Here is a 24,104-nt window from a genome sequence, read left to right on the forward strand (position 1 = left end):
AGGTTCGAGCCGTTAACGTAAAGCAAAGCCGTTTATAGAGGAAGGACTCGTGGATTACTCGCTCTTAGTTTGGTTGCTGCCGACTATCGCCCTGATCGTTGGTGTGGCCATCGGTTTCTTCGTGGCGCGTGCGCTGCCCCATGCCGCGCCTAACAGCACTCAGCGCCAGCTGGATGACGTTCAGGAGCGTTTCGACACGTATCAGAACGAGGTGGTCACTCACTTCAACAGTACGGCTAATCTGGTGCAAAAGCTGTCCCAGAGCTATCAGGATGTTCAGGAACATTTGGCCGAAGGCGCGAACCGTCTGGCCACCGACGACATCACCCGTCAACGGCTGCTCGCCGCGCTGCATCCGGATGCCCTGCAAGCGCACCGCGACCGTCTGACACCGCCCCGCACCGCTGCGGAACCGCCCCGTGATTACGCGCCGAAAGCGCCGAATACACCGGGCATGCTGGACGAGCATTACGGCTTGAAGAAGTAAGCAATCCCACATCGAAAGCCCGCGCCTGAGGTGATCAGGGGCGGGCTTTTTTGTGGAGTCTCGGAAATGCCCTACGGATTTATCGGACACCCCCGGTTACGCCTGTTTTCGAAAGCCCCTAAGCTCTGCCACGGTTTTCGGGAGGGGTCATGCACATCATCAAAACAGTCGCAGCGTGCATGGCCCTGACGGGTTGCGTTTCAGCGGATTGCGTCAAGGATTGCTACATCACGGAGCAACGGGAGTATGAGACGCGGTGGGAACAGCTGTGCGAGAAGCACACGTTTGATCAGCGGTGTGAGGGGCGTTCGCCGCCGATGATGTAGTGAGTCTTCGATTCTGGCCGTAGGCAGTAGGCGCAAGCTTGCTCGCGATCGGCGGCGAAGCCGTCGTGAACCCGGTCAATGCGGTGTATCAGGCAAATTGCGCGATCAGGTTTTTTTGCTGCCGCTGCAGTCGGACGCGACCCCGGGCCGATCATAGGTAAGGTGGAGCGCCACCCCGGCACTCCTACGGCCTCCAGCCAGAAGCGGATTGACGTAATCCCCAAGCAACAAAAAACCCGCCATCATGGGCGGGTCTTTTGTGTAGCAGGCAACGCTTAGATCGCGCCGCGTGCACGCAGCAGGTCAAGCACTTGCTTGACGCTGTCTTCGACGTTCAGCGTCTGAGTGTCGATCACCAGATCGGCATCCAGCGGCACGTCGTACGGGAAGGACTCCCCTGGAATGTTGTCCTTGTCCGCCGCGTACAGACCTTGTGGATCGCGTTCGCGGCACACTTGAGGCGATGCCTGGACGTAGACCGTGATCAGGCGGTCGTCGCCGATCAGCGCCTTGGCGTTGGAACGGCCAGCCGCATCGGGTGCAACGAACGCTGCCAGTGTTAGCAGGCCCGCTTCGTTGAACTGGCGCGCCACGTGAGCGGCACGACGCCAGTTCTCGGTGCGACCGGCGCGATCCTGCGGTAGACCTTTGTTCAGGTCATGGCGCAGGTTCTGGCCATCAAGGACGAACACCGCACGGCCCATGTCGAACAGCTTGCGCTCCACGGCATAAGCCAGCGTGCTCTTGCCAGCGCCCGACAGGCCGCTGAACAACACAGTCGCGGGTTTCTGGCCGAAACGCTGGGCGCGCTCTTCGACCGAAACGTGAGCCAGCGCCCCATGGTGATTGCCCTGCCCTGCGGTGATCGGCGGTGCGATGATCATGCCCGCTGCGACGGTGCCGTTGGTCAAACGATCAATGACGATGAACGCGCCGGTGGTGCGGTTGCTGTCATAGCCGTCGAGTGCGATCGGCGCGTCGAGGCTGATCTTTACGCGACCGATTTCATTCAACTGCAGCGCGCTGGCAGGGCCTTCTTCCAGCGTGTTCACATCGACCCGGTGGGTGATACTGGCGATCGAGCCGGGTACGTAGGAGGTGGCGCGCTTGATGTCGTATTTCTTGCCCGGCAGCATGGGCTCTTCAGCCATCCACACCAGCATGGCGTCGAAGGCATCGGCCACTTGCGGAACGTTGTCGGCGTGCACCAACAGGTCGCCACGGGAGATGTCGATTTCGTCTTCCATGGTCAGGGTCACGGCCTGACCGGGGCCTGCGTGCTCCAACTCACCTTCGAAGGTGACGATGGACTTCACGCGACTGCTCTTGCCCGACGGCAGCACGACGATGTCGTCGCCCTTGCGCACGATGCCGCTGGCCAGCGTACCGGCGAAGCCACGGAAGTTCAGGTTCGGGCGATTGACGTACTGCACCGGGAAGCGCAGATCGTCGAGGTTGCGGTCGCCTGCGATCTCGACGGTTTCGAGGATCTCCATCAGCGACTTGCCGGTATACCACGGCGAGCGCTCGCTCTTGTTCACAACGTTGTCGCCCTTGAGCGCCGACATCGGGACGAATTCCATGGTGGTCGGCTTGAGCGCGATGCGGTCGGCAAACTTCAGGTAATCGGCTTTGATCTGCTCGAAGATCGTTTCGTCGAAGCCGTTGAGGTCCATCTTGTTGATGGCGACTACGATGTGCTTGATGCCGAGCAGCGATGCGATGTAGCTGTGGCGGCGGGTCTGGGTCTGCACGCCGTAACGAGCGTCGACCAGAATGATCGCCAGGTCGCAGGTGGACGCACCGGTAGCCATGTTGCGGGTGTACTGCTCATGGCCGGGAGTGTCGGCAATGATGAATTTGCGTTTCGACGTCGAGAAGTAACGATAGGCGACGTCGATGGTAATGCCCTGCTCGCGCTCGGCTTGCAGGCCGTCCACCAACAACGCCAGATCGACGTCATCGCCGGTGGTGCCAGACTTCTTGGAGTCACGGGTGATGGCTTCCAGGTGATCTTCGTAGATCATCTTGGAGTCGTGGAGCAGACGGCCGATCAGCGTGCTCTTGCCGTCGTCGACGTTGCCACAGGTCAGAAAGCGCAGCATCTCTTTACGTTCGTGCTGGCCCAGGTAAGCGAGGATGTCCTCGCTGATCAAATCAGATTGATGCGACATGACAACCCCTTAGAAATAACCTTGACGTTTTTTATCTTCCATCGAGCCCGCACCATCGTGGTCGATGACGCGGCCTTGGCGCTCGGAAGTTCGTGTCAGGAGCATTTCCTGGATGATGTCCGTCAGGGTCTCGGCTTCCGACTCGACAGCGCCCGTCAACGGGTAGCAGCCCAGGGTACGGAAACGCACTTTCTTTTTGACGATGCGCGCTTTTTCCTCGTCGGTGAGGTGTTCGAGGATGCGGTCGTCGTCGATCATGATCAGGGTGCCGTTCTTCTCGATGACTTCACGCTCGGCGGCGAAGTACAGCGGCACGATGGGGATGCCTTCGAGGTAGATGTATTGCCAGATGTCCAGCTCGGTCCAGTTGGAAAGCGGGAAGACGCGGATCGACTCGCCTTTGTTGACGTTGCCGTTGTAAACGTTCCACAGCTCGGGGCGCTGGTTTTTCGGGTCCCAGCGGTGCTTGCTGTCGCGGAAGGAATACACGCGTTCCTTGGCGCGAGACTTCTCTTCGTCGCGGCGCGCGCCACCGAAGGCAGCGTCGAAGCCGTGCTTGTCCAGCGCCTGCTTGAGGCCCTGGGTTTTCATGATGTCGGTGTGTTTGGAACTGCCGTGGGTGAACGGGTTGATGTCCTGCGCCACGCCTTCCGGGTTGATGTGGGTGATGAGCTCAAGGCCCATCTCCTCGACCATCTTGTCGCGGAAGCGGTACATTTCCTGGAATTTCCAACGCGTGTCGACGTGCATCACCGGGAACGGCAGCTTGCCCGGAAAGAACGCCTTGCGCGCCAGGTGCAGCATCACGGCGGAGTCCTTGCCGATCGAGTACAGCATCACCGGGTTATCGAACTCGGCGGCGACCTCGCGGATGATGTGGATGCTTTCCGCCTCCAGCTGTTTCAGATGCGTCAGTTTGTCGACCATGGTTACTCACGGGATAACGTACTTGTGTGGGAGAGCCTGCGGGCTCTGTCGAGCGAGGCACTTTATCATGAGGCCCGATTCTAATCAGCGATGCCTATAGATCGAAACGATCTAGTGATATAGCTCGCGATTTGGATGCCCGGCGTTCGTGGTCGTCCTCCCGTGAGCGTCGGCTTGCTGCGGGCCGCGGTCGGACGGAGGGGTCATTTCATCCACAGATGTGTTGGATGACACTCCGCTTTCGCGAGCAAGCCGGCTACTACAAGAGAAATCCTGAGGATGCGTGAGGCCACTTCAAATTGGATTGGGGCAATCGATGAACAGATGCTCCAGCGCAAAGCGTCGCGCCAGGTAATCGCCGAGGGCCTGGACCCCATAACGCTCCGTAGCGTGGTGGCCCGCGGCGATGAAACTGATGTCGTTTTCTCGCGCGCTGTGGAAGGTCTGCTCGGACGCCTCGCCACTCAGGTACAGATCGACCCCCGCGGCAATCGCTTGGTCGATGTAGCCCTGTCCGCCTCCCGTGCACCAGCCCACCCTACGGATCATATCGCTGCCTTCTATAAGGACAGGTTCGCGCCCCAGCGCACTTTGCACGCGGTGGGCGAAATCACGCGGGGTCATGGGCTCGGACAATGAACCCACTAAACCTACGATGCGGGGATTGTCCGGATCGAGCGGGCCTTCGACGGTAATGTCCAGCTGTCGCGCCAGTTGCACGTTGTTGCCGACTTCGGCGTGCAAGTCCAATGGCAGGTGGTAGGCCAGCAGGCTGATGTCGTGCTTGAGCAAGGTCTTGAGGCGCCGCTGCTTCATGCCGGTGATGCATGGGTTTTCGCCTTTCCAGAAATAGCCGTGGTGTACCAGCACCAAGTCGGCATTGGCCTCGACGGCGGCGTCCAGCAATGCCTGGCTGGCAGTGACGCCGGAAACGATTCGAGTGACCTGTGGACGCCCCTCGACCTGCAGACCGTTGGGGCAATAATCCTGAACCCGGGCACTGCCCAGATAGCGGTCGGCTTCGGCCACCAGAGTGCTCAGAGAAACAGCCATAAAAGTCTCCTAAATTTGCGGTTCAGACCGTCCCGGTCCTCGTATAATGCCCGCCATTATGGCGCAGGTAAGCTGCGTATCTACCCTCAGGACCTTGCTCAATGTTCAAAGCGCTGCGTTTTCTCGGCTGGCCATTGCTCGCTGGTGTGCTTATCGCTTTATTGATTATCCAGCGCTATCCCCAGTGGGTCGGCCTGCCCAGTCAGGACGTCAATCTGCAACAGGCGCCCCAGACTGCGTTCATTCAACAAGGCCCGGTGTCCTACGCCGACGCCGTGAGCAGCGCAGCCCCGGCCGTGGCCAACTTGTACACGACCAAAATGGTCAATAACAAACCCAACCACCCCCTGTTCGAAGATCCCCAGTTCCGCCGCTTCTTCGGTGACAACCTGCCCAAGCAACGACGCATGGAATCGAGCCTGGGCTCGGCGGTGATCATGAGCCCCGAGGGCTATCTGCTGACCAACAACCACGTGACCTCCGGCGCTGACCAGATCGTCGTTGCGTTGAAGGACGGCCGCGAGACCATCGCCCGTGTGATCGGCAGCGATCCGGAAACCGATCTCGCGGTGTTGAAGATCGACCTGAAGAATCTGCCCTCCATCACCCTCGGCAGTTCCGACAGCATTCGCATTGGTGACGTTGCCCTGGCCATCGGCAACCCGTTCGGCGTTGGCCAGACGGTGACCATGGGCATCATCAGTGCCACCGGCCGCAATCAACTGGGCCTGAACACGTACGAAGATTTCATTCAAACCGACGCCGCGATCAACCCCGGCAACTCGGGCGGCGCGCTGGTGGACGCCAACGGCAACTTGACCGGGATCAACACGGCGATTTTCTCCAAGTCGGGCGGCTCGCAAGGCATCGGCTTCGCGATCCCGACCAAGCTGGCGCTGGAGGTGATGAAGTCGATCATCGAGCACGGCCAGGTGATCCGCGGCTGGCTCGGCATCGAGGTGCAGCCGCTGACGCAGGAGCTGGCCGAATCCTTCGGTTTGAAAGACCGTCCGGGGATTGTAGTGGCCGGAATCTTCCGCGATGGGCCTGCGCAGAAGGCCGGTCTGCAATTGGGTGATGTGATCCTAAGCATCAACGGCGAGCCTGCCGGTGACGGCCGTCGGTCGATGAACCAGGTGGCGCGCACCAAGCCAGCGGAAAAGATCGCGATTCAGGTCATGCGCAACGGCAAGGAGTTGAAGTTGATGGCTGAAGTGGGGCTGCGCCCGCCGCAGACGCCGCCGCCTGCGGCTGAGGATTAAGCTTCAGGCATGCAGAGGCGGGGTACCGGCAACCTGATTGTCGGCTGAACCGCCGCGGCCAACTGTAGGAGCGCGCTTGCCCGCGATCGCGTTTGATCAGGCAACACATCAGCCATTGACCCATCGCAATCGCGGGCAAGCACGCTCCTACAATAAATCGCTACAACGCCCCCAACGCATCCACCAGCGCTTGATTCTGCTCTGGCGTGCCGATGGAGATGCGCAGGAATTGCGCGATGCGCTCCTGTTTGAAGTGGCGAACGATCACGCCCTGCTCACGCACCTTGGCCGCGAGGCCCGCTGCATCGTGGTTGGGGTGGCGAGCGAAGATGAAGTTCGCGGCCGATGGCAACACGTCGAAGCCTTTAGCTTGCAGCTGCCCAACCAGCTTTTCGCGACTGGCGATGACCTGCTTGCACGTCTGCTCGAAGTATTCGCGATCATCGAACGCCGCCGCCGCGCCGGCAATGGCGACGCGATCCAGAGGGTAGGAGTTGAAGCTGTTTTTGACTCGCTCCAGCGCCTCGATCAGATCAGGGTGCCCCACCGCAAGGCCGACGCGCAGGCCTGCCAGTGAACGGGACTTGGACAGGGTCTGGGTGACCAGCAGGTTCGGGTAACGATCTACCAGACTGATGGCTGTCTGCCCGCCAAAGTCGATGTAGGCCTCGTCGACGATCACCACTGAATCCGGGCTGGCTTCGAGGATCTGCTCGACCGCCTCCAACGCCATCAAGCAGCCCGTCGGTGCGTTGGGGTTGGGGAAAATAATCCCGCCGTTCGGCCGCGCGTAGTCTTCGACACGAATCTGAAACTGCTCGTCCAGCGGCACCGCTTCGTACGCCACGCCGTACAGGCCGCAGTACACCGGGTAAAAGCTGTAGCTGATGTCCGGGAACAGCAGCGGCTTTTCTTGCAGAAAGAACGCGTGATACGCGTGGGCCAGCACCTCATCGGAGCCGTTGCCGAGGAACACGCGGTTGGCCTCAACGCCGTAATAACGGGCCACAGCCTGCTTCAGCAGATCGCCGTTGGGATCGGGATAAAGGCGCAGGTCGTCGTTGACCTCGGCGCGCATCGCTTCAATCGCCTTGGGCGACGGGCCGTAGGGGTTTTCGTTGGTGTTCAGTTTCACCAACTTGGTCAGCTTGGGTTGTTCGCCCGGCACGTAAGGCACGAGGTCACGAACGAAAGGACTCCAGAACTTGCTCATGCTCACTTGCCTTCTTGTTGATTGTCGACGATCCGGTATTCGGCACTGCGCGCGTGGGCGGTCAGCGACTCGCCCCGCGCCAGCACCGAAGCGGTTTTGCCCAGCTCTGACGCGCCCTCTTCCGAGCAGAAAATGATCGAGGAGCGCTTCTGGAAGTCATAGACACCCAGCGGCGACGAGAAGCGCGCCGTGCCTGACGTCGGCAGTACGTGGTTCGGGCCTGCGCAGTAGTCGCCCAATGCTTCGGAGGTGTGACGCCCCATGAAGATCGCGCCCGCATGACGAATCTGGGGCAGCCAGGCTTGAGGATCGGCCACCGAGAGCTCCAAGTGTTCGGGCGCAATGCGGTTGGCGACTTCGATGGCTTGCGTCATGTCAGCCACCTTGATCAGCGCGCCACGCCCGTTGATCGAGGTGTTGATGATCTCGGCGCGTTCAAGGGTCGGCATCAGTTTGGCGATGCTCGTAGCGACCTGATCGAGAAAGGCAGCGTCCGGGCTGACCAGAATCGCTTGAGCGTCTTCGTCGTGTTCGGCTTGGGAGAACAGATCCATGGCAATCCAGTCAGGGTCGGTCTGGCCGTCGCACACCACGAGGATTTCCGACGGACCGGCAATCATGTCGATGCCGACCTGACCAAACACATGGCGTTTGGCAGTCGCGACGTAGATGTTGCCGGGACCAACCACTTTGTCGACCTGTGGGACGCTTTCCGTGCCGTACGCCAGTGCTGCCACCGCTTGCGCACCACCAATGGTGAACACGCGGTCAACCCCCGCGATGCAGGCAGCAGCCAACACCAGTTCGTTGATTTCACCGCGCGGCGTCGGCACGACCATCACCACTTCGCCAACACCCGCCACCTTGGCCGGAATTGCGTTCATCAACACTGACGAGGGGTAGGATGCCTTGCCGCCCGGTACATACAGTCCCGCGCGGTCCAGCGGCGTGACCTTCTGCCCTAGCACGGTGCCGTCCGCTTCGGTGTAACTCCAGGAATCCTGCTTCTGGCGTTCATGGTAATTGCGCACGCGCTCGGCAGCTTTTTCCAGCGCCTGACGTTGAGCCGGGGTAATGCGTGTCAGCGCCAGTTCCAGCCGCTCGCGGGGCAGAATCAGGTCAGCCATGGAGGCCGCGTCCAGGCCATCGAAACGCTGGGTGTATTCCACCAGCGCCGCATCGCCACGCTCGCGCACGTTCTTGATGATCTCCAGCACACGCTGATTGACCGAATCGTCGGACACGCTTTCCCAGCTCAGCAGATGATCCAGATGTCGGGCGAAATCCGGGTCAGCAGCGTCGAGTCGGCGAAGGGTGTTGGAAGTGGTCATAGCGTGAGCCTCTATAAATGGCGTTTTCTCAGGAGCCTAATGCGAAGGCAGGGGCCTAAGCTACCAAGCCATCCGCGCAGGCACCTGAGAAATTTGGCTATGACACGGATAGCTGGGCGGGACTTTTTTCAGAGCCCCGCGAAACAGTCAACCGCGGTGTCGCGACTCCACGGCAGCGCGAAGGGTGTCGATGAGGGCCTGGATGCGGCCGTGCTGCATCTTCATGGAAGCTTTGTTGACGACCAGGCGCGAACTGATGTGGGCGATCAGCTCTTGAGGCTCGAGGCCATTGGCTCGCAGCGTGTTGCCGGTGTCGACGACGTCAATGATCTTGTCGGCAAGGTTCACCAGCGGCGCCAGCTCCATGGAGCCGTACAGCTTGATGATGTCGACCTGGCGACCCTGTTCAGCGTAATACCGCTTGGCCACGTTGACGAACTTGGTCGCCACGCGGAGTCGGCCCTTGGGCTCGACCGCCCCCACCGCTCCTGCGGTCATCAGTTTGCACTGGGCAATTTGCAGGTCCAGCGGCTCGTAAAGGCCCTGACCGCCGTATTCCATCAGCACGTCCTTGCCCGCCACACCCAGGTCCGCCGCACCATGCTCGACGTACGTTGGCACGTCCGTCGCCCGCACGATCAGCAAGCGCACGTCGTCCTGCGTCGTCGGAATGATCAACTTGCGGCTCTTGTCCGGATTCTCGGTCGGCACGATGCCCGCGGCAGCGAGAAGCGGCAGAGTGTCGTCAAGGATTCGGCCCTTGGACAGTGCGATGGTCAACATGGGAAACATCAGTCCTTATCAGCATGCGCATGCCGGGTCGCAATTGGCGCCCGGCAGCCGTCGAGTCGTCAGAGACGGACCCGAGGTGAAACAATTCAAAAGGTCAAACCTTCAAACAACCGTCCCGTTACCCGGTGACTCCGGGGAACGGGAGGTCGAGGATTGCTAGCCCGGCACGCGACGGATCTTCGCGCCCAGCATTTGCAGCTTCTCTTCGATGCACTCGTAGCCACGGTCGATGTGGTAGATGCGGTCGATCAACGTGTCGCCTTCCGCGACCAACGCCGACAACACCAGACTGGCCGACGCCCGCAAGTCGGTTGCCATGACCGGCGCGCCCTTGAGTTTCTCGCAGCCAGTGACGATGGCGGTGTTGCCTTCGACCTGGATCTGCGCGCCCATGCGGTGCATTTCATACACGTGCATGAAGCGGTTTTCGAAGATCGTTTCGATGATCGCGCCCGTGCCTTCGGCAATGGCGTTCAGCGAAATGAACTGAGCCTGCATGTCGGTCGGGAATGCCGGATACGGCGCGGTGCGCAGATTCACGGCCTTCGGACGCTTGCCATGCATGTTCAACTCGATCCAGTTCTCGCCGGTGGTGATCTCTGCACCGGCTTCACGCAGCTTTTCAAGCACGGCTTCGAGAATGGTCGGATCGGTGTCCTTGACCTTGACCCGGCCACCGGTCACGGCAGCCGCCACCAGGTAAGTGCCGGTTTCGATACGGTCAGGCATGACGCGGTAGGTTGCTTGGCCTAGGCGCTTCACACCGTCGATGGTGATGGTGTCCGTGCCGGCACCCGAGACCTTGCCGCCCATGGCATTGATGAAGTTCGCCAGATCGACGACTTCCGGCTCGCGGGCCGCGTTCTGCAGAACGCTACGACCGTTGGCCAGCGCGGCGGCCATCATGATGTTTTCGGTACCGGTCACGCTGACGGTATCGAAGAAGAAGTGCGCACCGCGCAGACCGCCTTCCGGCGCCTTGGCTTTGATGTAGCCGCCCTCTACTTCAATGACCGCGCCCATCGCTTCCAGCCCACGAATGTGCAAGTCGACTGGACGCGAACCGATAGCGCAGCCACCTGGTAATGCGACTTCGGCTTCGCCAAAACGGGCAACCATCGGTCCCAGCACCAGAATCGACGCACGCATGGTTTTCACCAGTTCGTACGGCGCGACCAGGGTCTTGATGGTGCGGGGGTCAATTTCGACACTGAGCTTTTCATCGATGATGGGCTCGATGCCCATGCGCCCGAACAGCTCGATCATGGTGGTGATGTCGTGCAGGTGTGGCAGGTTGGCAACGGTCACAGGACCGTCAGCCAGCAACGTGGCTGCGAGAATCGGCAGGGCAGAGTTCTTCGCCCCGGAAATGCGGATTTCGCCATCAAGACGAACGCCGCCAGTAATAATCAGTTTGTCCATTGGAATCTCGACGCCAAATTGGCTCAGGTGCGCTCGGCCCATGCAGCGCGGCTGAAGAATTTCATGGTGACCGCATGGATGCTGCCATCGGCGATCCATGGGTTCAAATGCGTGTAGATCTGCTGCTGGCGCTTGACTGGACTCAGTGTAGCCAATTCGTCACTGACCACGTTCAGCTGGAAGTTGCAGCCTTCGCCTTCAACCTCGACCTGGATTCCTGGCAGCTTACCTTCAAGGAAGCTTTTAACTTCTACGGCCTGCATGCTTAACCTCAATCGGCGCCCTACGCGCGCGGGTCGGCCATCATACAAAAAAGCCCTCTCGTTGCGAACCCTACTTTGCAGGCGACGGACGAGGGGCTTGATCGATGACAGCCATCAATGGTGTTCGAACAGTTCGGTCAGACCCGATACCTGTGCAATCTCTTTCATGTCTTCGGGCAACGCTCGGACGCTGACCGACTTGCCAGCCGCTTGCCCGTCGCGCATGAACGCCAGCAGCAGGGCAAGGCCCACACTGCTGGACTTTTCTACCGCAGAACAATCCAGCACCAACGTTGGCGCGTCGCTGGCCTTGATCAGCTGTGCGCCCTGCTCACGAAGGCCTGGCCCAGTGCGGTAGTCCAACACGCCGAACAGCTTCAGCTCGCCGCCACCGACGGCGGTCACACATGCTTCACTCATTGAGCAGCCTTGCCATCGTCGGATTTCTCCTTGGCCTTGGCGACTTCCCCGGCCCAGCCATTGATGGTCTTGTCCAGATTGTTGCCGTTGCGCTGCATGGCGTCAGCGAACTGATCACGGAACAGCTTGCCGATGTTGATGCCGTTGATGATTACGTTGCGCAACTTCCATTCGCCGCCAACCTTCTCCAGCGTGTACTGCACAGGATAAACCGCGCCGTTGCTGCCCTTGACGGTCATACCTACGCTGGTGCGATCACCTGACTCATCCTTTGGCGGATCAACCGCGATACCTTGGTTGTTGTACTCCAGCAAGGCGTTGCCGTAGAACTGGAACAACCCCCGTTTGAAATTCTCCGCAAAGGTCTGCATCTGCGCCGGCGTGGCATTGCGCGAATACTTGACGGTCATGATGCTTTTGGAAATGCCGTCGGCATCGACCACCGGGCCGACAATGGTGTTCAGCGCGCTGTAGAACGCAGCAGGGTCCTGCCGGTATTTCTCTTTATTGGCACTTAGATCGGCGAGCATCTTGTTGGTCGTGTCCTGCACCAGATCGTGCGCGGAGCCCGCCGCGTTGGCCATCAGGGGCAGCGCTGCAAGCAGTACCAGCAGGCCACGTCGCAAGGTAGAGATCATGAACAGCTTCCTCATTTGGCGTCTTTATTGACCGTATTAAGCAGGAATTTACCGATCAGGTCCTCGAGTACCAACGACGACTGGGTGTCATGAATCGTGCCGCCATCCTTCAACAACTGGTCATCGCCGCCAACGCTGATGCCGACGTATTTCTCGCCCAGCAGGCCCGCGGTCAGGATCGACGCAGTAGAGTCGGACGGCAGATTGTTCACCCGCTTATCCACTTCCATGGTCACGCGGCCCATGAAGGTATCGTGGTCCAGATCGATTGCAGTGACCTTGCCGATGGTCACACCGGCCATGGTCACCTTCGCTCTGACAGTCAAACCGGCGATATTGTCGAAATTTGCATAAAGTTTATAACTGTCGTTGGTCGTGCTGGCGCTCAGACCGCTGACGCGCAGGGCGAGCAAGAGCAAAGCCAGAATCCCGGCCAGCAGGAACAGGCCGACACCGGTTTCGAGGGTGCGGTTTTGCATCAGAAGTCTCCAAACATCAAGGCGGTCAAAATAAAGTCCAGGCCCAGTACGGCCAGCGAGGCGTAGACCACGGTCTTGGTCGTGGCGCGACTGATCCCCTCTGAGGTGGGCTCGCAGTCATACCCTTGGAACACGGCGATCCAGGTGACCACAAAGGCGAAGACGACGCTTTTGATGACACCGTTGATGACATCGTTCGGGAAAGAAACGCTGTTCTGCATGTTCGCCCAGAAGGAACCTTCATAGACGCCCAGCCAGTCCACCGCGACCCACGAACCGCCCCATATGCCGACCACACTGAAGATCAGGGCCAGCACGGGCAATGAAATGAATCCGGCCCACAGACGAGGGGCGACGATGTATTTGAGCGGGTCGACGCCGATCATTTCCAGGCTGGACAGCTGCTCAGTGGATTTCATGTTGCCGATTTCAGCGGTCAACGCCGAACCTGCACGACCCGCGAACAGCAAGGCCGTGACGACCGGCCCCAATTCGCGCAGTAGCGTGAGGGCGACCATTTGCCCGACGGCCTGCTCGGAGCCGTACTTCGCCAGGATGCTGAATCCCTGCAGCGCCAGCACCATGCCGATGAAAATACCGGACACGACGATGATCGCCAGCGACATCACGCCGACCGAATACAGCTGGCGAACCAGCAGTTGGAAACCGCCGCCAATTCCACCCCGCCCCAGCAAGGCATGAACCAGAAAAATCCCCGAACGTCCCAGCACTGCAACAATATCGATCGCGGAGCGCCCCATCAGGCGAACACGATCCATCAATGACTTTCTGCGCATCAGCGCTTCCCCAAAAGATCTTCGCGATAATCCGGTGCCGGATAGTGGAAAGGCACGGGGCCGTCTGGATCCCCTGTCATGAATTGGCGGATGCGTGGGTTGTCCGACTGCATCAGCTCTTGTGGCGTCCCCTGTCCCAGCACCTGACCGTCGCCAACGACATAGAGGTAGTCGGCAATGCTCGCGGTTTCGGCCAGATCGTGGGACACCACGACACTGGTGATGCCCAGCGCATCGTTGAGCAGGCGAATCAGCCGCACCAGCACGCCCATGGCGATCGGGTCCTGCCCCACGAAAGGCTCGTCGTACATGAGAATCTGGGGGTCGAGCGCGATCGCCCGAGCCAAGGCGACGCGACGCTTCATGCCGCCCGACAGCTCGTCGGGCATCAGTTCGACCGCTCCGCGCAAGCCGACCGCCTGCAGTTTCAGCAGAACGATGTCGCGGATCATGTCTTCAGGCAGCTTGGTGTGAACCCTCAGCGGGAACGCCACGTTCTCGAAGACATCGAGATCGGTAAACAGTGCCCCGCTCTGGAACAGAACGCCCATTTGCTTGCGTGCATCGAACAGGTCACTGCGCGACAGCTGCGGCAGGTTCTGGCCATTGACCCAGACTTCGCCACTGCTGGGACGCAACTGCGCGCCCATCAGCCTTAGCAGTGTGGTCTTGCCACTGCCCGACGGCCCCATGATGCCGGTGACTTTGCCCCGGGGGATGCGGATGTCGACATTATTGAAGATGCTGCGCGAGCCGCGCTTGAAGGACACACCCTTCAATTCGACCGCGTAGGCGTTATCGGCGCTCATCTAAACTCCTTGCGATGCAGCCTGTTTCTCAGATGCCGCGTCCTTGACGAACGACACACTGTCTGGAGGGGCCGAACAAGCGGCGAACTATAACACCGCTGTCGAACACCGCCAAAGCTCCAACATGGCAAGTCGTTAATAGGGACAGATATTTCAGCCCGAGAAGACATTTCCTGCGCTGGAAACAGAGTGCTGCTGAACAGGAACTGAAGGACCGCGAGCTTCTATTAAACAAACAGCGACGATGAAGCGTGAGGCTTTTCAACATTGTCGCTATAATCCCCGCCTTTTCACCCGACCGACCCTATTCTCGACATGACCAACGCCCGCGACCTGATTCAATCCGCCCAGTGCACCATTCGCCTCGAAATCGAAGCCGTCGAGGGTTTGCTGGCGCACATCGATGCGGATTTCGTAAGCGCTTGCGAGATGATTCTGGCCAGTCAGGGTCGCGTGGTCGTGGTTGGCATGGGCAAGTCGGGGCATATCGGTAAAAAGATCGCAGCGACGCTGGCCAGCACTGGCACCCCATCGTTTTTCGTCCATCCCGCCGAAGCCAGCCATGGCGACATGGGCATGATCACCAGCGCTGATATCGTCCTCGCGCTGTCCAATTCGGGCACCACTGCTGAGATCGTGACGCTGCTGCCGCTGATCAAACGCCTGGGCATCAAGCTCATCAGCCTGACCGGCAACCCTGAGTCGACGCTGTCCAAGGCGGCGGACGTCAATCTCAATGCCCGGGTCGAGAAAGAAGCGTGCCCACTCAACCTGGCACCGACCTCCTCGACCACGGCTGCGCTGGTCATGGGCGATGCGTTGGCCGTCGCCCTGCTGGATGCGCGCGGATTCACCGCCGAAGACTTTGCCTTTTCGCACCCCGGTGGCGCGCTGGGCCGTCGATTACTGCTCAAGGTCGAGCATGTGATGCACACAGAAGCCGATCTGCCGAAGGTCGCCCGTGGCACGCCACTGCGTGATGCGCTGATGGAAATGACCCGCAAGGGCTTGGGCATGACCGCTATCGTCGAAGCCGACGGTCGACTGGCCGGCATTTTTACCGACGGCGATTTGCGCCGGACGCTGGATCGCGACATCGATATTCGTCAGGCCACCATCGACGACGTCATGACCCTTCATGGCAAAACCGTGCACTCGGACATGCTGGCGGCCGAAGCGCTGAAAATCATGGAAGACAACAAAATCGGCGCACTGATCGTCGTCGACGGGAACGACTACCCGGTGGGTGCGTTCAACCTTCAGGATCTGCTGCGCGCGGGAGTGATGTAAATGAGCGTCGACAACGTCAATAACAGCGAGCTGCTGCACCGAGGCAAAGGCATCAAACTGGCGATCTTCGATGTCGATGGCGTGCTGACCGATGGCCGGTTGTATTTCCTGGAAGACGGCAGCGAGTTCAAGACCTTCAATACCCTGGACGGTCAGGGCATCAAGATGCTGATCAACTCGGGGGTGGCGACGGCTATCATCAGTGGCCGCAAGACCCCGGTGGTCGAGCGCCGCGCGAAAAACCTCGGCATCGCTCATCTTTATCAAGGCCGCGAAGACAAACTGGTGGTGCTCGACGAGCTTTTGCAGCAACTGAACCTAAGCTACGAGCAGGTCGCCTATCTGGGCGATGACCTGCCCGACTTGCCTGTGATCCGCCGGGTCGGTCTGGGCATGGCCGTGGCCAATGCCGCCGGGTTCGTTCGCCAGCATGCCCACGCAACCACTCAGGCACGAGGCGGCGAAGGTGCCGCCCGGGAATTCTGCGAGTTGATCCTGACAGCCCAGGGCAACCTCGAAGCGGCCCACGCCGCCTACTTATAGAAGTGCATTTATGCTGAGCAAAAGAATTCGTACGTTTCTGATCTTCGGTGTGCTGGCGGCGCTGCTCGCAGCGGCTGGCTACTGGAACATCAGTCCGGAGAGCTTCATGGACCAGCCCAAGGCGGCCGTGGATGACAACGCCATCGACTATTACGCGATGAATGCTCACAGCATTCAGTACCTGCCGGACGGCTCCATGCAGTACGACATGACGGCCGACAAGGTCGAGCACCTGAAGGCCACCGACGTGACCTTGATGACCACGCCGGTTCTGCAGATGTTTCGCGGATCGGAATTTCCGTGGCACGTGCAAAGCGTTCGCGCCGAAGTGTCGCCAGGCGGGGATCATGTCGAGCTGATCGACAAGGTGCGCATCAATCGCACGGACGAAAAGAACCGCACTACGATCATCACCAGCACACGCATGACTGTCTTCCCTCAGAAGCAATATGCGGAAACCGCGCAACCCGTTAGAATCGACGGTTTCAACGGTGTGAGCACCGGTACGGGTATGAAAGCCTATCTAAAAGAAAGCAGGATACACCTGCTATCGAACGCAAGAGGACAGTATGAGGCTCCTTAAAACCCTCCCTATTTTGCTTGGCCTGGGCGCGGCACTGGGAAGCGTGAGCGCCTGGGCTCTGCCGAACGATCAGGATCAGCCTATCCGTGTTCAAGCCGATGACGCCCAACTGGACGACAAGCAAGGCATCGCCACCTACACCGGTAACGTGATCATCACCCAAGGCTCGATGAAGGTCACCGGTAACAAGGTGACCATGACCCGCACGCCGGGTGGCGATATCGATGTGGTGACCTCTGTCGGCAACCTTGCGTATTTCGAGCAATTGCAGACCGCTGGCGACCCGAAACCGGTCCAGGGCTGGGGCGTGACGATTCAGTACCATGCGCCGCAAAACCGCATCGTGCTGATCGATAAAGCCAAAGTGGTCGATAAGGACAACAACGTGACTCAGGGCGAGAAAATCGTCTATGACACGGTGAGAAAACTTGCCAGTGCTGGCCGAGCCACTGGCAGCAAGGTCACTGAAGCACGCCCTCGTGTCGACATGGTGATCCAGCCGAAAAAGAAAACCGACCAGCAGAAGGCCCCGTAATGGCAACGCTGAAAGCCCAACACCTGGCGAAGGCCTATAAGAGCCGCCAGGTCGTACGTGACGTCAGCCTGTCGATTGACAGCGGTCAGATTGTCGGCCTCCTCGGTCCCAACGGCGCGGGCAAGACAACATGTTTCTACATGATCGTCGGTCTGGTTCAGGCCGATCAGGGCCGTGTGCTGATCGACGATCAGGATGTCAGCCACCAGCCCATGCACGGCCGCGCACGTGCTGGTATCGGCTACCTGCCGCAAGAAGCGTCGATCTTCCGCAAGCTGTCGGTGTCGGACAACATCATGGCGATTCTCGAGACCCGCAAGGAACTCGATCGAGCCGGACGCCGCAAAGAGCTGGAAAGCCTGCTGCAGGAGTTCCACATCACGCACATCCGCGACAACCTCGGGATGAGCCTGTCAGGTGGCGAGCGTCGCCGTGTCGAAATTGCTCGTGCGCTGGCAACGTCCCCCAAATTCATCCTGCTGGATGAACCCTTCGCGGGCGTCGACCCCATCTCCGTGGGCGACATCAAGCAGATCATTCACCACCTCAAGGCGAAGGGTATTGGCGTGTTGATCACCGACCACAACGTCCGTGAAACCCTCGACATCTGTGAAACGGCCTACATCGTCAACGATGGGCAACTGATCGCAGAAGGCGATGCCGAAACCATCCTGGCCAACCAATTGGTCAAGGAAGTCTACCTCGGCCATGAATTCCGCCTGTAACCAGGCAAATGACAGGGGTTGGTTGGCGCGCACAGCATGCGCCTCATCGCCAACCTCACATAAAATGTCATTACACCCTAGGCAAACACACCGGCTTCGGGCATATAATTTGCTTAAGTTGGCGCCTCGGCGCCCCAAGTAGTGGATGGCGCGCATGTGCGCCGGCGAATAAGGTGTTAAGTCCCTGCCATGAAACCTTCGCTAGTCTTGAGAATGGGCCAGCAGCTGACGATGACACCGCAGCTGCAACAGGCCATCCGCTTACTCCAATTATCGACTCTGGATCTCCAACAGGAAATTCAGGAGGCGTTGGAGTCCAACCCTATGCTGGAGCGCCAGGAAGAAGGCGACGACTTCGATAACGCCGACCCGATGGCCGACAACATCGAGCAAAAGCCCAACCCTGACGTACAAGAACCGACCTATCAGGAATCCGCCCCTACTGTCGACAATCTGGAAGACAGTGACTGGAGTGAAAGCGAGCGCATCCCCAACGAGCTGCCTGTCGACACTGCATGGGAAGACGTCTACCAGACCAGCGCCAGCAGCCTGCCCAGCAACGATGATGACGAGTGGGACTTCACCACGCGTACGTCAGCGGGCGAGAGTTTGCAAAGCCATCTGCTGTGGCAGCTGAATCTGGCCCCGATGTCCGATACCGATCGCTTGATCGCTGTCACACTCATCGACTGCATCAATAACCAGGGTTACCTCGACGAGACGCTGGAGGAATTGCTGGACGCCTTCAATCCGGAACTCGACATTGAGCTGGACGAAATCGAGGCCGTCCTGCACCGCATCCAGCAGTTCGAACCCGCAGGGGTCGGTGCCCGCACCCTGAGTGAATGCCTGCTGTTGCAACTGCGCCAATTGCCGGCCAAGACCAAATGGCTCGCCGAAGCGCAGAAGCTGGTGTGCGACTACATCGATCTGCTCGGTAGCCGCGATTACGCGCAGCTGATGCGGCGCATGAAGATCAAGGAAGACGATCTGCGCCAGGTCATTGAACTGGTGCAAAGCCTCAATCCGCGTCCGGGCTCGCAAATCGAATCCTCCGAAGCCGAATACGTGGTGCCCGACGTCATCGTGCGCAAAGACAACGAGCGCTGGCTGGTCGAATTGAATCAAGAAGCCGTCCCGCGCCTGCGCGTGAATCCGCAATACGCCGGTTTCGTGCGTCGCGCCGACACCAGTGCTGACAACACCTTTATGCGCAATCAGTTGCAGGAAGCGCGCTGGTTCATCAAGAGCCTGCAAAGCCGCAACGAAACCCTGATGAAGGTCGCGACCCAGATCGTTGAGCATCAGCGCGGTTTTCTGGAGTACGGTGACGAGGCGATGAAGCCATTGGTGCTGCACGATATCGCCGAGGCGGTGGGCATGCACGAGTCGACCATCTCCCGCGTCACCACTCAGAAGTTCATGCATACGCCCCGCGGCATCTACGAACTGAAGTATTTCTTTTCCAGCCACGTCAGCACTTCCGAGGGCGGCGAATGCTCGTCCACCGCCATCCGCGCGATCATCAAAAAATTGGTTGCCGCGGAAAATCAGAAAAAGCCGTTGAGTGACAGCAAGATCGCTGGTTTACTGGAGGCACAAGGCATTCAAGTGGCCCGTCGCACGGTCGCCAAGTACCGCGAGTCCTTAGGCATCGCGCCGTCCAGCGAACGCAAGCGACTGATGTAAAGGTCACACGCCACAGCGTTCCAGTGGCAGGCAACTCAGCCTGCCTCTTAATGCACTGGCAACGAAGGAGAAGCTGTATGCAAGTCAACATCAGTGGACACCAACTGGAAGTGACCAAGCCCCTGCGCGAGTACGTCGAGCTGAAGCTGAAGAAGCTCGAAGGGCATTTTGACAAGATTACGAACGTGCAGGTGACGATGGCCGTCGAGAAACTCAAACAGAAGATCGAGGCCACCCTGCACATCCCTGGTGGAGAGGTCGTTGCGAATGCCGAACACGATGACATGTACGCAGCAATCGACCTGCTCACTGACAAGCTCGACAGACAATTGCTCAAGCATAAGGAAAAGCAGCAAAGCATCCTCAAAGGTGCGGCCGCTCGCTGACATTCCCCATCCATGATCCGACTTGAAAACATCCTGACCCCTGGCCGTTCCCTTGTGAACGTGCCAGGCGGCAGTAAAAAAGCCGTTCTTGAAGAGATTGCCAAACTGATCGGGCGAGAAGTGCCTGGATTCGATCGGCAAACCGTCTATGAAAGCCTCATTGCCCGCGAGAAGCTGGGTTCCACCGGCTTCGGTAACGGAATCGCAATCCCTCACTGTCGACTGAAAGGCTGCACGTCGCCGGTCAGCGCAGTGCTGCACCTGGAAAAGCCCGTCGATTTCGATGCCATCGACGGCGCTCCGGTGGACCTGCTATTCGTATTACTCGTTCCCGAAGCCGCCACCGATGCGCACCTTGAACTGCTTCGTCAGATCGCCAGCATGCTCGACCGCGCAGATGTGCGCGCCAGCCTGCGCGGCGCCAAGGACAGCGAATCGCTTTACAACGTCGTGCTCGACGCTCAGACCGGCCACTGATCATGCGCATGATCATCGTCAGCGGTCGCTCCGGCTCCGGCAAGAGCACGGCCCTCGATGTTCTCGAAGACAGCGGTTTCTATTGCGTCGACAACCTGCCGGCCGGCCTGCTTCCTGAACTTGCCGAACGCGCGCTCATCAACACCGAACTCGCAGAGCCGCTGCTGGCCGTGTCCATTGACGCCCGAAACGTGCCCAGCCACCTGACCCGTTTCCCGCGCATGCTCGAAGAAGTGCGCGCACGGCACATTCAATGCGACGTGCTGTTCCTCGATGCCGAAGAGTCCACACTGCTCAAGCGTTTTTCCGAGACCCGCCGTCGTCATCCGCTGAGCAATGCCACACGCTCGCTGGCCGAGGCAATTCGCGACGAGAAGACCCTGTTGGGGCCGATCATCGACCTGGCTGATCTGACCGTCGATACGACCCACCTCAATCTTTACCAGCTGCGCGACACCCTGAAGCTGCGCCTGCTGAACAAGCCGGAACCGGGCACCGCCTTTCTGATTGAATCCTTCGGTTTCAAGCGTGGCATGCCGGTGGACGCGGATCTGGTGTTCGACGTGCGATGCCTGCCCAATCCTTACTGGAAACCCGAGTTGCGTGAGCAGTCCGGGCTTGACCAACCGGTAGCTGACTATCTGGCCGCACAACCGGATGTCGAAGAGATGTTTCAGGACATCTCGTCATACCTGACCAAATGGTTGCCGCGCTTCGCCGCCAGCAACCGCGCCTACGTCACCATTGCCATTGGCTGCACCGGTGGACACCACCGCTCCGTCTACCTGACCGAGCGTCTGGGTCATGTGCTGCAACAATCGCTCAAGAATGTTCAGGTCCGCCACCGCGACCTAAGCTAAGGATCTCCAACGCGATGCCCGCTCATCAAATCACCATCATCAACAAGCTGGGCCTGCACGCCCGTGCCGCCGCAAAATTCGTCGGAGTGGCCGGCAAATACCCCTGTCAGATCCGTGTCGGCCGCAGCCCGGACACCATGGTCGATGGCAAGAGCATCATGGCCGTCATGATGTTGGCCGCGGGCAAAGGCACCGACATTCATCTGCTCACCGAGGGCGATGACGAACAAGCGGCGCTGGACGGTTTGATCGAGCTGATCAACAACAAGTTCGACGAGGGGGAATGACTGTCTGCAGATTCAGGCTCCCTCACGGCGTCTCCCGTGAAGTCCGCCACTCAAGGGACTTCACGAAACCGCTTCCACCTGGCTTGATACGGCCAGTCATCCTTTCTAGCGATTTCAATTTCACCGGACTTGATCAATCCCCCCGAAGCATCTTTAATCCACGCTTCAACAAAGCACGTCCCGACCCGTCACCTTCAAGCATGGACCAGCTTGAACAGACTGCTAACGCCTGTACACACAGGCCTCAATAGCTGAATTGCTGACAGAGCTGATCGATGACATTCACCCCCGCTGCGGCCTACCGAGCCTGGTCTCGCTCGGAAAAAATGCTGATGTCGGGCAGCGTGCTGGCCGTGGTGGCGATTCTCACAATCGTGGCCTCGCTGCTGATTCGCGAATACGCAAGCGCCACTGACAGCGCCGTGCAGTCGGCGAACAACGTCGTGCAGTTGATCGACGCAGACGTACAGCGCAATGCCGAGCTTTACGACACATCGCTTCAGGGCATGATTGCGACTTGGCAAGATCCGGAAGTAAAGTCGCTGTCGTCCCAGCTGCGCCAGTTGATCATTTTCGAACGTTCAACGGCGGCCCCTTACAAGGGCGATCTGGTGATTCTCGACGAAACCGGCGACATTGTGGCTGATTCGCTGTCGGTCATTCCTCGACAGGACAACTTCTCCGATCGCTTGGTTTTCAAGCAGCACCGCGAGAATCCGTCGACGACCCTGCGTGTGGGCGGCCCGTTCAAAGCGCGCTGGGGATTCAAGGATTGGTGCATCAGTTTCAGCCGCCGCCTGCCCTCCCCTGATGGCCGATTCACCGGCATTGCCAGCGCGTCGATGCGACTGACGTATTTCAACCAGCTGTTTCGCGGCTTGAACGTCGGCAAAAACAGCACGGTCAACCTGATCAACGCTGAGGGGATACTGCTGGCCCGGCAAGCGGAGCAACCGGACAGATACTCCGTTGGCGAAGATTTCAGTCAGCGTCCTACTTTTCGCCGGATTCTCCAGCAAAACAGCGGGAGCTTCACGGCAGTGTCGGATCTGGACGGCGTGACGCGGTTGTACACCTTCTCACGCGTGGGCGAGCTGCCATTGATCGTCATCGTGGCCCAATCCCGAGATGTGGTCTACGCGGTGTGGAAACGTAATGCGATTCTGGTGGGCGGCGCGACAAGCCTGCTGTGTCTAGGCATTCTCTGGCTGTCGTACCTGCTAGGCAAACAGCTGAAGCTGCGGCATATCGCTGAGCGGGAACTGGCTGAGTTGGCATCGACCGACGGATTGACGGGCCTTGCCAACCGCCGCCGACTGGATCAGGTGTTTCAGCAGGAATGGTCGAGGGGGATGCGATCCGGCAAGCCGCTGTCACTGCTGATGATCGACGTGGACCATTTCAAAGCATTCAATGACCGACACGGGCATCACGGCGGGGATGTGGCATTGCGCAGTGTGGCCCAGACCCTGGCCGCGGCCATTCGTAGACCGGGTGACCTGGCGGCGCGCTATGGCGGTGAGGAATTTCTGGTGGTGCTGCCGGAAACCGACCTGCAGGGGGCTCGAGTCATCGCCGAAAAGATCAGAACGGCGATAGAGGGGCTGCCGCCTTACGCGGGCGACAAGCATCCGGTCACGGTCAGCATTGGCATTGCCTCAAGGCTACCCCGTGCCAGCGACAGGCAGGCCCAGCTGTTTACTGATGCAGACAACGCGCTGTATCGCGCGAAACACAGCGGCCGTAACCGAACCGAATTTAACCCGCCCCCGGAAATGGCATAAAAAAACGCCAGACGATGCTGGCGTTTTTATTGGGAGTCAGGATGAGCGGTAGACGCTCAAACGCTCCGATCAGCTCGCTCTGCGCACAGTGTCACGCAATGCTTTGACCTTATCGTGATTGGCTTGCACGCCAGGCAGCTGGCGCTGAATCAGCGTAGTCACGCTAGCAGGAAGATTTTTCTCTACCGCTTTCTGCGCTGCTTCTTTGTAAGCCTTCAAAGCGTGGTCTTCACCGCGTTCGACCTCGTTCAATACAGCTTCATCGCTCTTGCCGGTTACAGCAGCTTTCAGCTCAACCCAGAGGCGATGCACTGCGCCGGTCGCGCTGGAGGATTTATCCGGGTCGCCGCCCAAGGAGCGCACTTCGGCTTGAAGCTCACGAACAGCGGTTGCACATTCAGTAGACCGCGAAAGGAAGTACGCCTTGATTTCAGGGTTTTTGACGTCTTCAGCAGCAGTGTGAAAACCTTTCTCGCCGTCAATGCTGGTTTCAATCAGGTCATTGAGGACAGAGATTGCTTCTTTGTTGATATCCGTCATTTTGCAGTTCCT

Annotated in this window: 27 protein-coding genes; 13 read left to right on the forward strand and 14 right to left on the reverse strand. The window is 59.3% G+C overall.

The genetic code is table 11. From position 1 onward, the window contains the following. The first annotated feature begins 49 nt into the window (after positions 1–49). The gene (locus tag B3N48_RS25570) at positions 50–487 is read left to right on the forward strand and encodes a YhcB family protein (protein ID WP_296188464.1); all 438 of its coding nucleotides are present in this window, start codon (positions 50–52) and stop codon (positions 485–487) included. A gap of 601 nt (positions 488–1,088) precedes the next feature. On the opposite strand, the gene cysN is transcribed toward B3N48_RS25570, so the two are convergent. The 3 genes from cysN to B3N48_RS25585 all read right to left on the reverse strand — a co-directional run bounded on the left by cysN (position 1,089) and on the right by B3N48_RS25585 (position 4,967). Continuing rightward, positions 1,089–2,987, reverse strand: a complete 1,899-nt coding sequence (gene cysN, locus B3N48_RS25575; protein ID WP_296188466.1) for a sulfate adenylyltransferase subunit CysN — start codon at positions 2,985–2,987, stop codon at positions 1,089–1,091. Positions 2,988–2,996: 9 nt separating this feature from the next. Then, positions 2,997–3,914 carry a sulfate adenylyltransferase subunit CysD gene (gene cysD / locus B3N48_RS25580; protein WP_062384278.1) on the reverse strand — a complete coding sequence of 306 codons (918 nt, stop codon included), beginning with the start codon at positions 3,912–3,914 and terminating at the stop codon, positions 2,997–2,999. A 294-nt stretch (positions 3,915–4,208) separates the two neighbouring features. Further along, entirely contained in the window at positions 4,209–4,967 is a 759-nt protein-coding gene (locus B3N48_RS25585; RefSeq protein ID WP_296188469.1) for a Nif3-like dinuclear metal center hexameric protein, read from the reverse strand. A gap of 101 nt (positions 4,968–5,068) precedes the next feature. On the opposite strand from B3N48_RS25585, the gene algW reads away from it, so the two are divergent. Further along, positions 5,069–6,229, forward strand: a complete 1,161-nt coding sequence (algW, locus tag B3N48_RS25590; RefSeq protein WP_296188471.1) for a Do family serine endopeptidase AlgW — start codon at positions 5,069–5,071, stop codon at positions 6,227–6,229. Positions 6,230–6,389: 160 nt separating this feature from the next. Here algW and hisC read toward each other — a convergent pair whose 3' ends face one another. From hisC to B3N48_RS25640, 10 genes are all read right to left on the reverse strand, one after another. Next, on the reverse strand, positions 6,390–7,442 hold the full coding sequence (gene hisC, locus B3N48_RS25595; RefSeq protein WP_296188473.1) for a histidinol-phosphate transaminase: 1,053 nt from the start codon (positions 7,440–7,442) through the stop codon (positions 6,390–6,392). Positions 7,443–7,444: 2 nt separating this feature from the next. Then, complete coding sequence (hisD, locus tag B3N48_RS25600) at positions 7,445–8,773, reverse strand: histidinol dehydrogenase (RefSeq protein WP_296188475.1); 1,329 nt, start codon at positions 8,771–8,773, stop codon at positions 7,445–7,447. A gap of 147 nt (positions 8,774–8,920) precedes the next feature. Continuing rightward, positions 8,921–9,556, reverse strand: coding sequence for an ATP phosphoribosyltransferase (gene hisG, locus B3N48_RS25605; RefSeq protein WP_296188476.1), 636 nt, complete (start codon positions 9,554–9,556; stop codon positions 8,921–8,923). 165 nt (positions 9,557–9,721) lie between these two features. Continuing rightward, positions 9,722–10,987: a UDP-N-acetylglucosamine 1-carboxyvinyltransferase gene (gene murA, locus B3N48_RS25610; protein WP_296188479.1), complete on the reverse strand. Its 1,266-nt coding sequence runs from the start codon at positions 10,985–10,987 to the stop codon at positions 9,722–9,724. Between the two features lie 23 nt (positions 10,988–11,010). Beyond that, on the reverse strand, positions 11,011–11,250 hold the full coding sequence (locus B3N48_RS25615) for a BolA family protein (RefSeq protein ID WP_296188481.1): 240 nt from the start codon (positions 11,248–11,250) through the stop codon (positions 11,011–11,013). Positions 11,251–11,364: 114 nt separating this feature from the next. Further along, positions 11,365–11,670 (reverse strand): STAS domain-containing protein, encoded by a 306-nt coding sequence (locus tag B3N48_RS25620; RefSeq protein ID WP_296188483.1) that lies wholly within the window; start codon positions 11,668–11,670, stop codon positions 11,365–11,367. Further along, on the reverse strand, positions 11,667–12,308 hold the full coding sequence (locus B3N48_RS25625) for an MlaC/ttg2D family ABC transporter substrate-binding protein (RefSeq protein WP_296188484.1): 642 nt from the start codon (positions 12,306–12,308) through the stop codon (positions 11,667–11,669). The genes B3N48_RS25620 and B3N48_RS25625 overlap by 4 nt, the downstream gene beginning before the upstream one ends. 11 nt (positions 12,309–12,319) lie before the next feature. Further along, the gene (gene mlaD / locus B3N48_RS25630; RefSeq protein WP_296188485.1) at positions 12,320–12,787 is read right to left on the reverse strand and encodes an outer membrane lipid asymmetry maintenance protein MlaD; all 468 of its coding nucleotides are present in this window, start codon (positions 12,785–12,787) and stop codon (positions 12,320–12,322) included. Then, entirely contained in the window at positions 12,787–13,584 is a 798-nt protein-coding gene (gene mlaE / locus B3N48_RS25635; RefSeq protein ID WP_296188487.1) for a lipid asymmetry maintenance ABC transporter permease subunit MlaE, read from the reverse strand. The genes mlaD and mlaE overlap by 1 nt, the downstream gene beginning before the upstream one ends. After that, positions 13,584–14,393, reverse strand: a complete 810-nt coding sequence (locus tag B3N48_RS25640; RefSeq protein ID WP_296188489.1) for an ATP-binding cassette domain-containing protein — start codon at positions 14,391–14,393, stop codon at positions 13,584–13,586. Before B3N48_RS25640 ends, mlaE begins: the two co-directional genes overlap by 1 nt. Positions 14,394–14,708: 315 nt before the next feature. Between B3N48_RS25640 and B3N48_RS25645 the strand changes: the two genes are divergently transcribed. From B3N48_RS25645 to B3N48_RS25695, 11 genes are all read left to right on the forward strand, one after another. Beyond that, complete coding sequence (locus tag B3N48_RS25645; RefSeq protein WP_296188491.1) at positions 14,709–15,683, forward strand: KpsF/GutQ family sugar-phosphate isomerase; 975 nt, start codon at positions 14,709–14,711, stop codon at positions 15,681–15,683. Further along, positions 15,684–16,226: a KdsC family phosphatase gene (locus B3N48_RS25650; protein WP_296188493.1), complete on the forward strand. Its 543-nt coding sequence runs from the start codon at positions 15,684–15,686 to the stop codon at positions 16,224–16,226. A 10-nt stretch (positions 16,227–16,236) separates the two neighbouring features. Then, positions 16,237–16,809, forward strand: a complete 573-nt coding sequence (lptC, locus tag B3N48_RS25655) for an LPS export ABC transporter periplasmic protein LptC (protein WP_296188495.1) — start codon at positions 16,237–16,239, stop codon at positions 16,807–16,809. Further along, positions 16,796–17,344: a lipopolysaccharide transport periplasmic protein LptA gene (lptA, locus tag B3N48_RS25660; RefSeq protein ID WP_296188496.1), complete on the forward strand. Its 549-nt coding sequence runs from the start codon at positions 16,796–16,798 to the stop codon at positions 17,342–17,344. The genes lptC and lptA overlap by 14 nt, the downstream gene beginning before the upstream one ends. Continuing rightward, positions 17,344–18,069: an LPS export ABC transporter ATP-binding protein gene (gene lptB / locus B3N48_RS25665; protein WP_296188498.1), complete on the forward strand. Its 726-nt coding sequence runs from the start codon at positions 17,344–17,346 to the stop codon at positions 18,067–18,069. Before lptA ends, lptB begins: the two co-directional genes overlap by 1 nt. Before the next feature lie 189 nt (positions 18,070–18,258). Continuing rightward, positions 18,259–19,758: an RNA polymerase factor sigma-54 gene (locus B3N48_RS25670; RefSeq protein WP_296188499.1), complete on the forward strand. Its 1,500-nt coding sequence runs from the start codon at positions 18,259–18,261 to the stop codon at positions 19,756–19,758. 77 nt (positions 19,759–19,835) lie between these two features. After that, complete coding sequence (hpf, locus tag B3N48_RS25675; RefSeq protein ID WP_296188501.1) at positions 19,836–20,144, forward strand: ribosome hibernation-promoting factor, HPF/YfiA family; 309 nt, start codon at positions 19,836–19,838, stop codon at positions 20,142–20,144. Between the two features lie 12 nt (positions 20,145–20,156). Then, on the forward strand, positions 20,157–20,621 hold the full coding sequence (ptsN, locus tag B3N48_RS25680) for a PTS IIA-like nitrogen regulatory protein PtsN (RefSeq protein WP_296188503.1): 465 nt from the start codon (positions 20,157–20,159) through the stop codon (positions 20,619–20,621). A 2-nt stretch (positions 20,622–20,623) separates the two neighbouring features. Beyond that, entirely contained in the window at positions 20,624–21,481 is an 858-nt protein-coding gene (gene rapZ, locus B3N48_RS25685) for an RNase adapter RapZ (protein ID WP_296188505.1), read from the forward strand. A 14-nt stretch (positions 21,482–21,495) separates the two neighbouring features. After that, entirely contained in the window at positions 21,496–21,768 is a 273-nt protein-coding gene (locus B3N48_RS25690; protein ID WP_296188506.1) for an HPr family phosphocarrier protein, read from the forward strand. A gap of 275 nt (positions 21,769–22,043) precedes the next feature. After that, a complete protein-coding gene (locus tag B3N48_RS25695) occupies positions 22,044–23,552 on the forward strand; it encodes a sensor domain-containing diguanylate cyclase (RefSeq protein ID WP_296188508.1) in 1,509 nt (502 codons plus the stop codon). A gap of 69 nt (positions 23,553–23,621) precedes the next feature. Here the strand turns inward: B3N48_RS25695 and B3N48_RS25700 are convergent, their stop codons facing one another. After that, complete coding sequence (locus B3N48_RS25700; protein ID WP_296188509.1) at positions 23,622–24,092, reverse strand: PA2169 family four-helix-bundle protein; 471 nt, start codon at positions 24,090–24,092, stop codon at positions 23,622–23,624. Positions 24,093–24,104 lie beyond the last annotated feature (12 nt).

Source organism: Pseudomonas sp. UBA1879 (assembly GCF_002338065.1).
Classification (GTDB): domain Bacteria; phylum Pseudomonadota; class Gammaproteobacteria; order Pseudomonadales; family Pseudomonadaceae; genus Aquipseudomonas.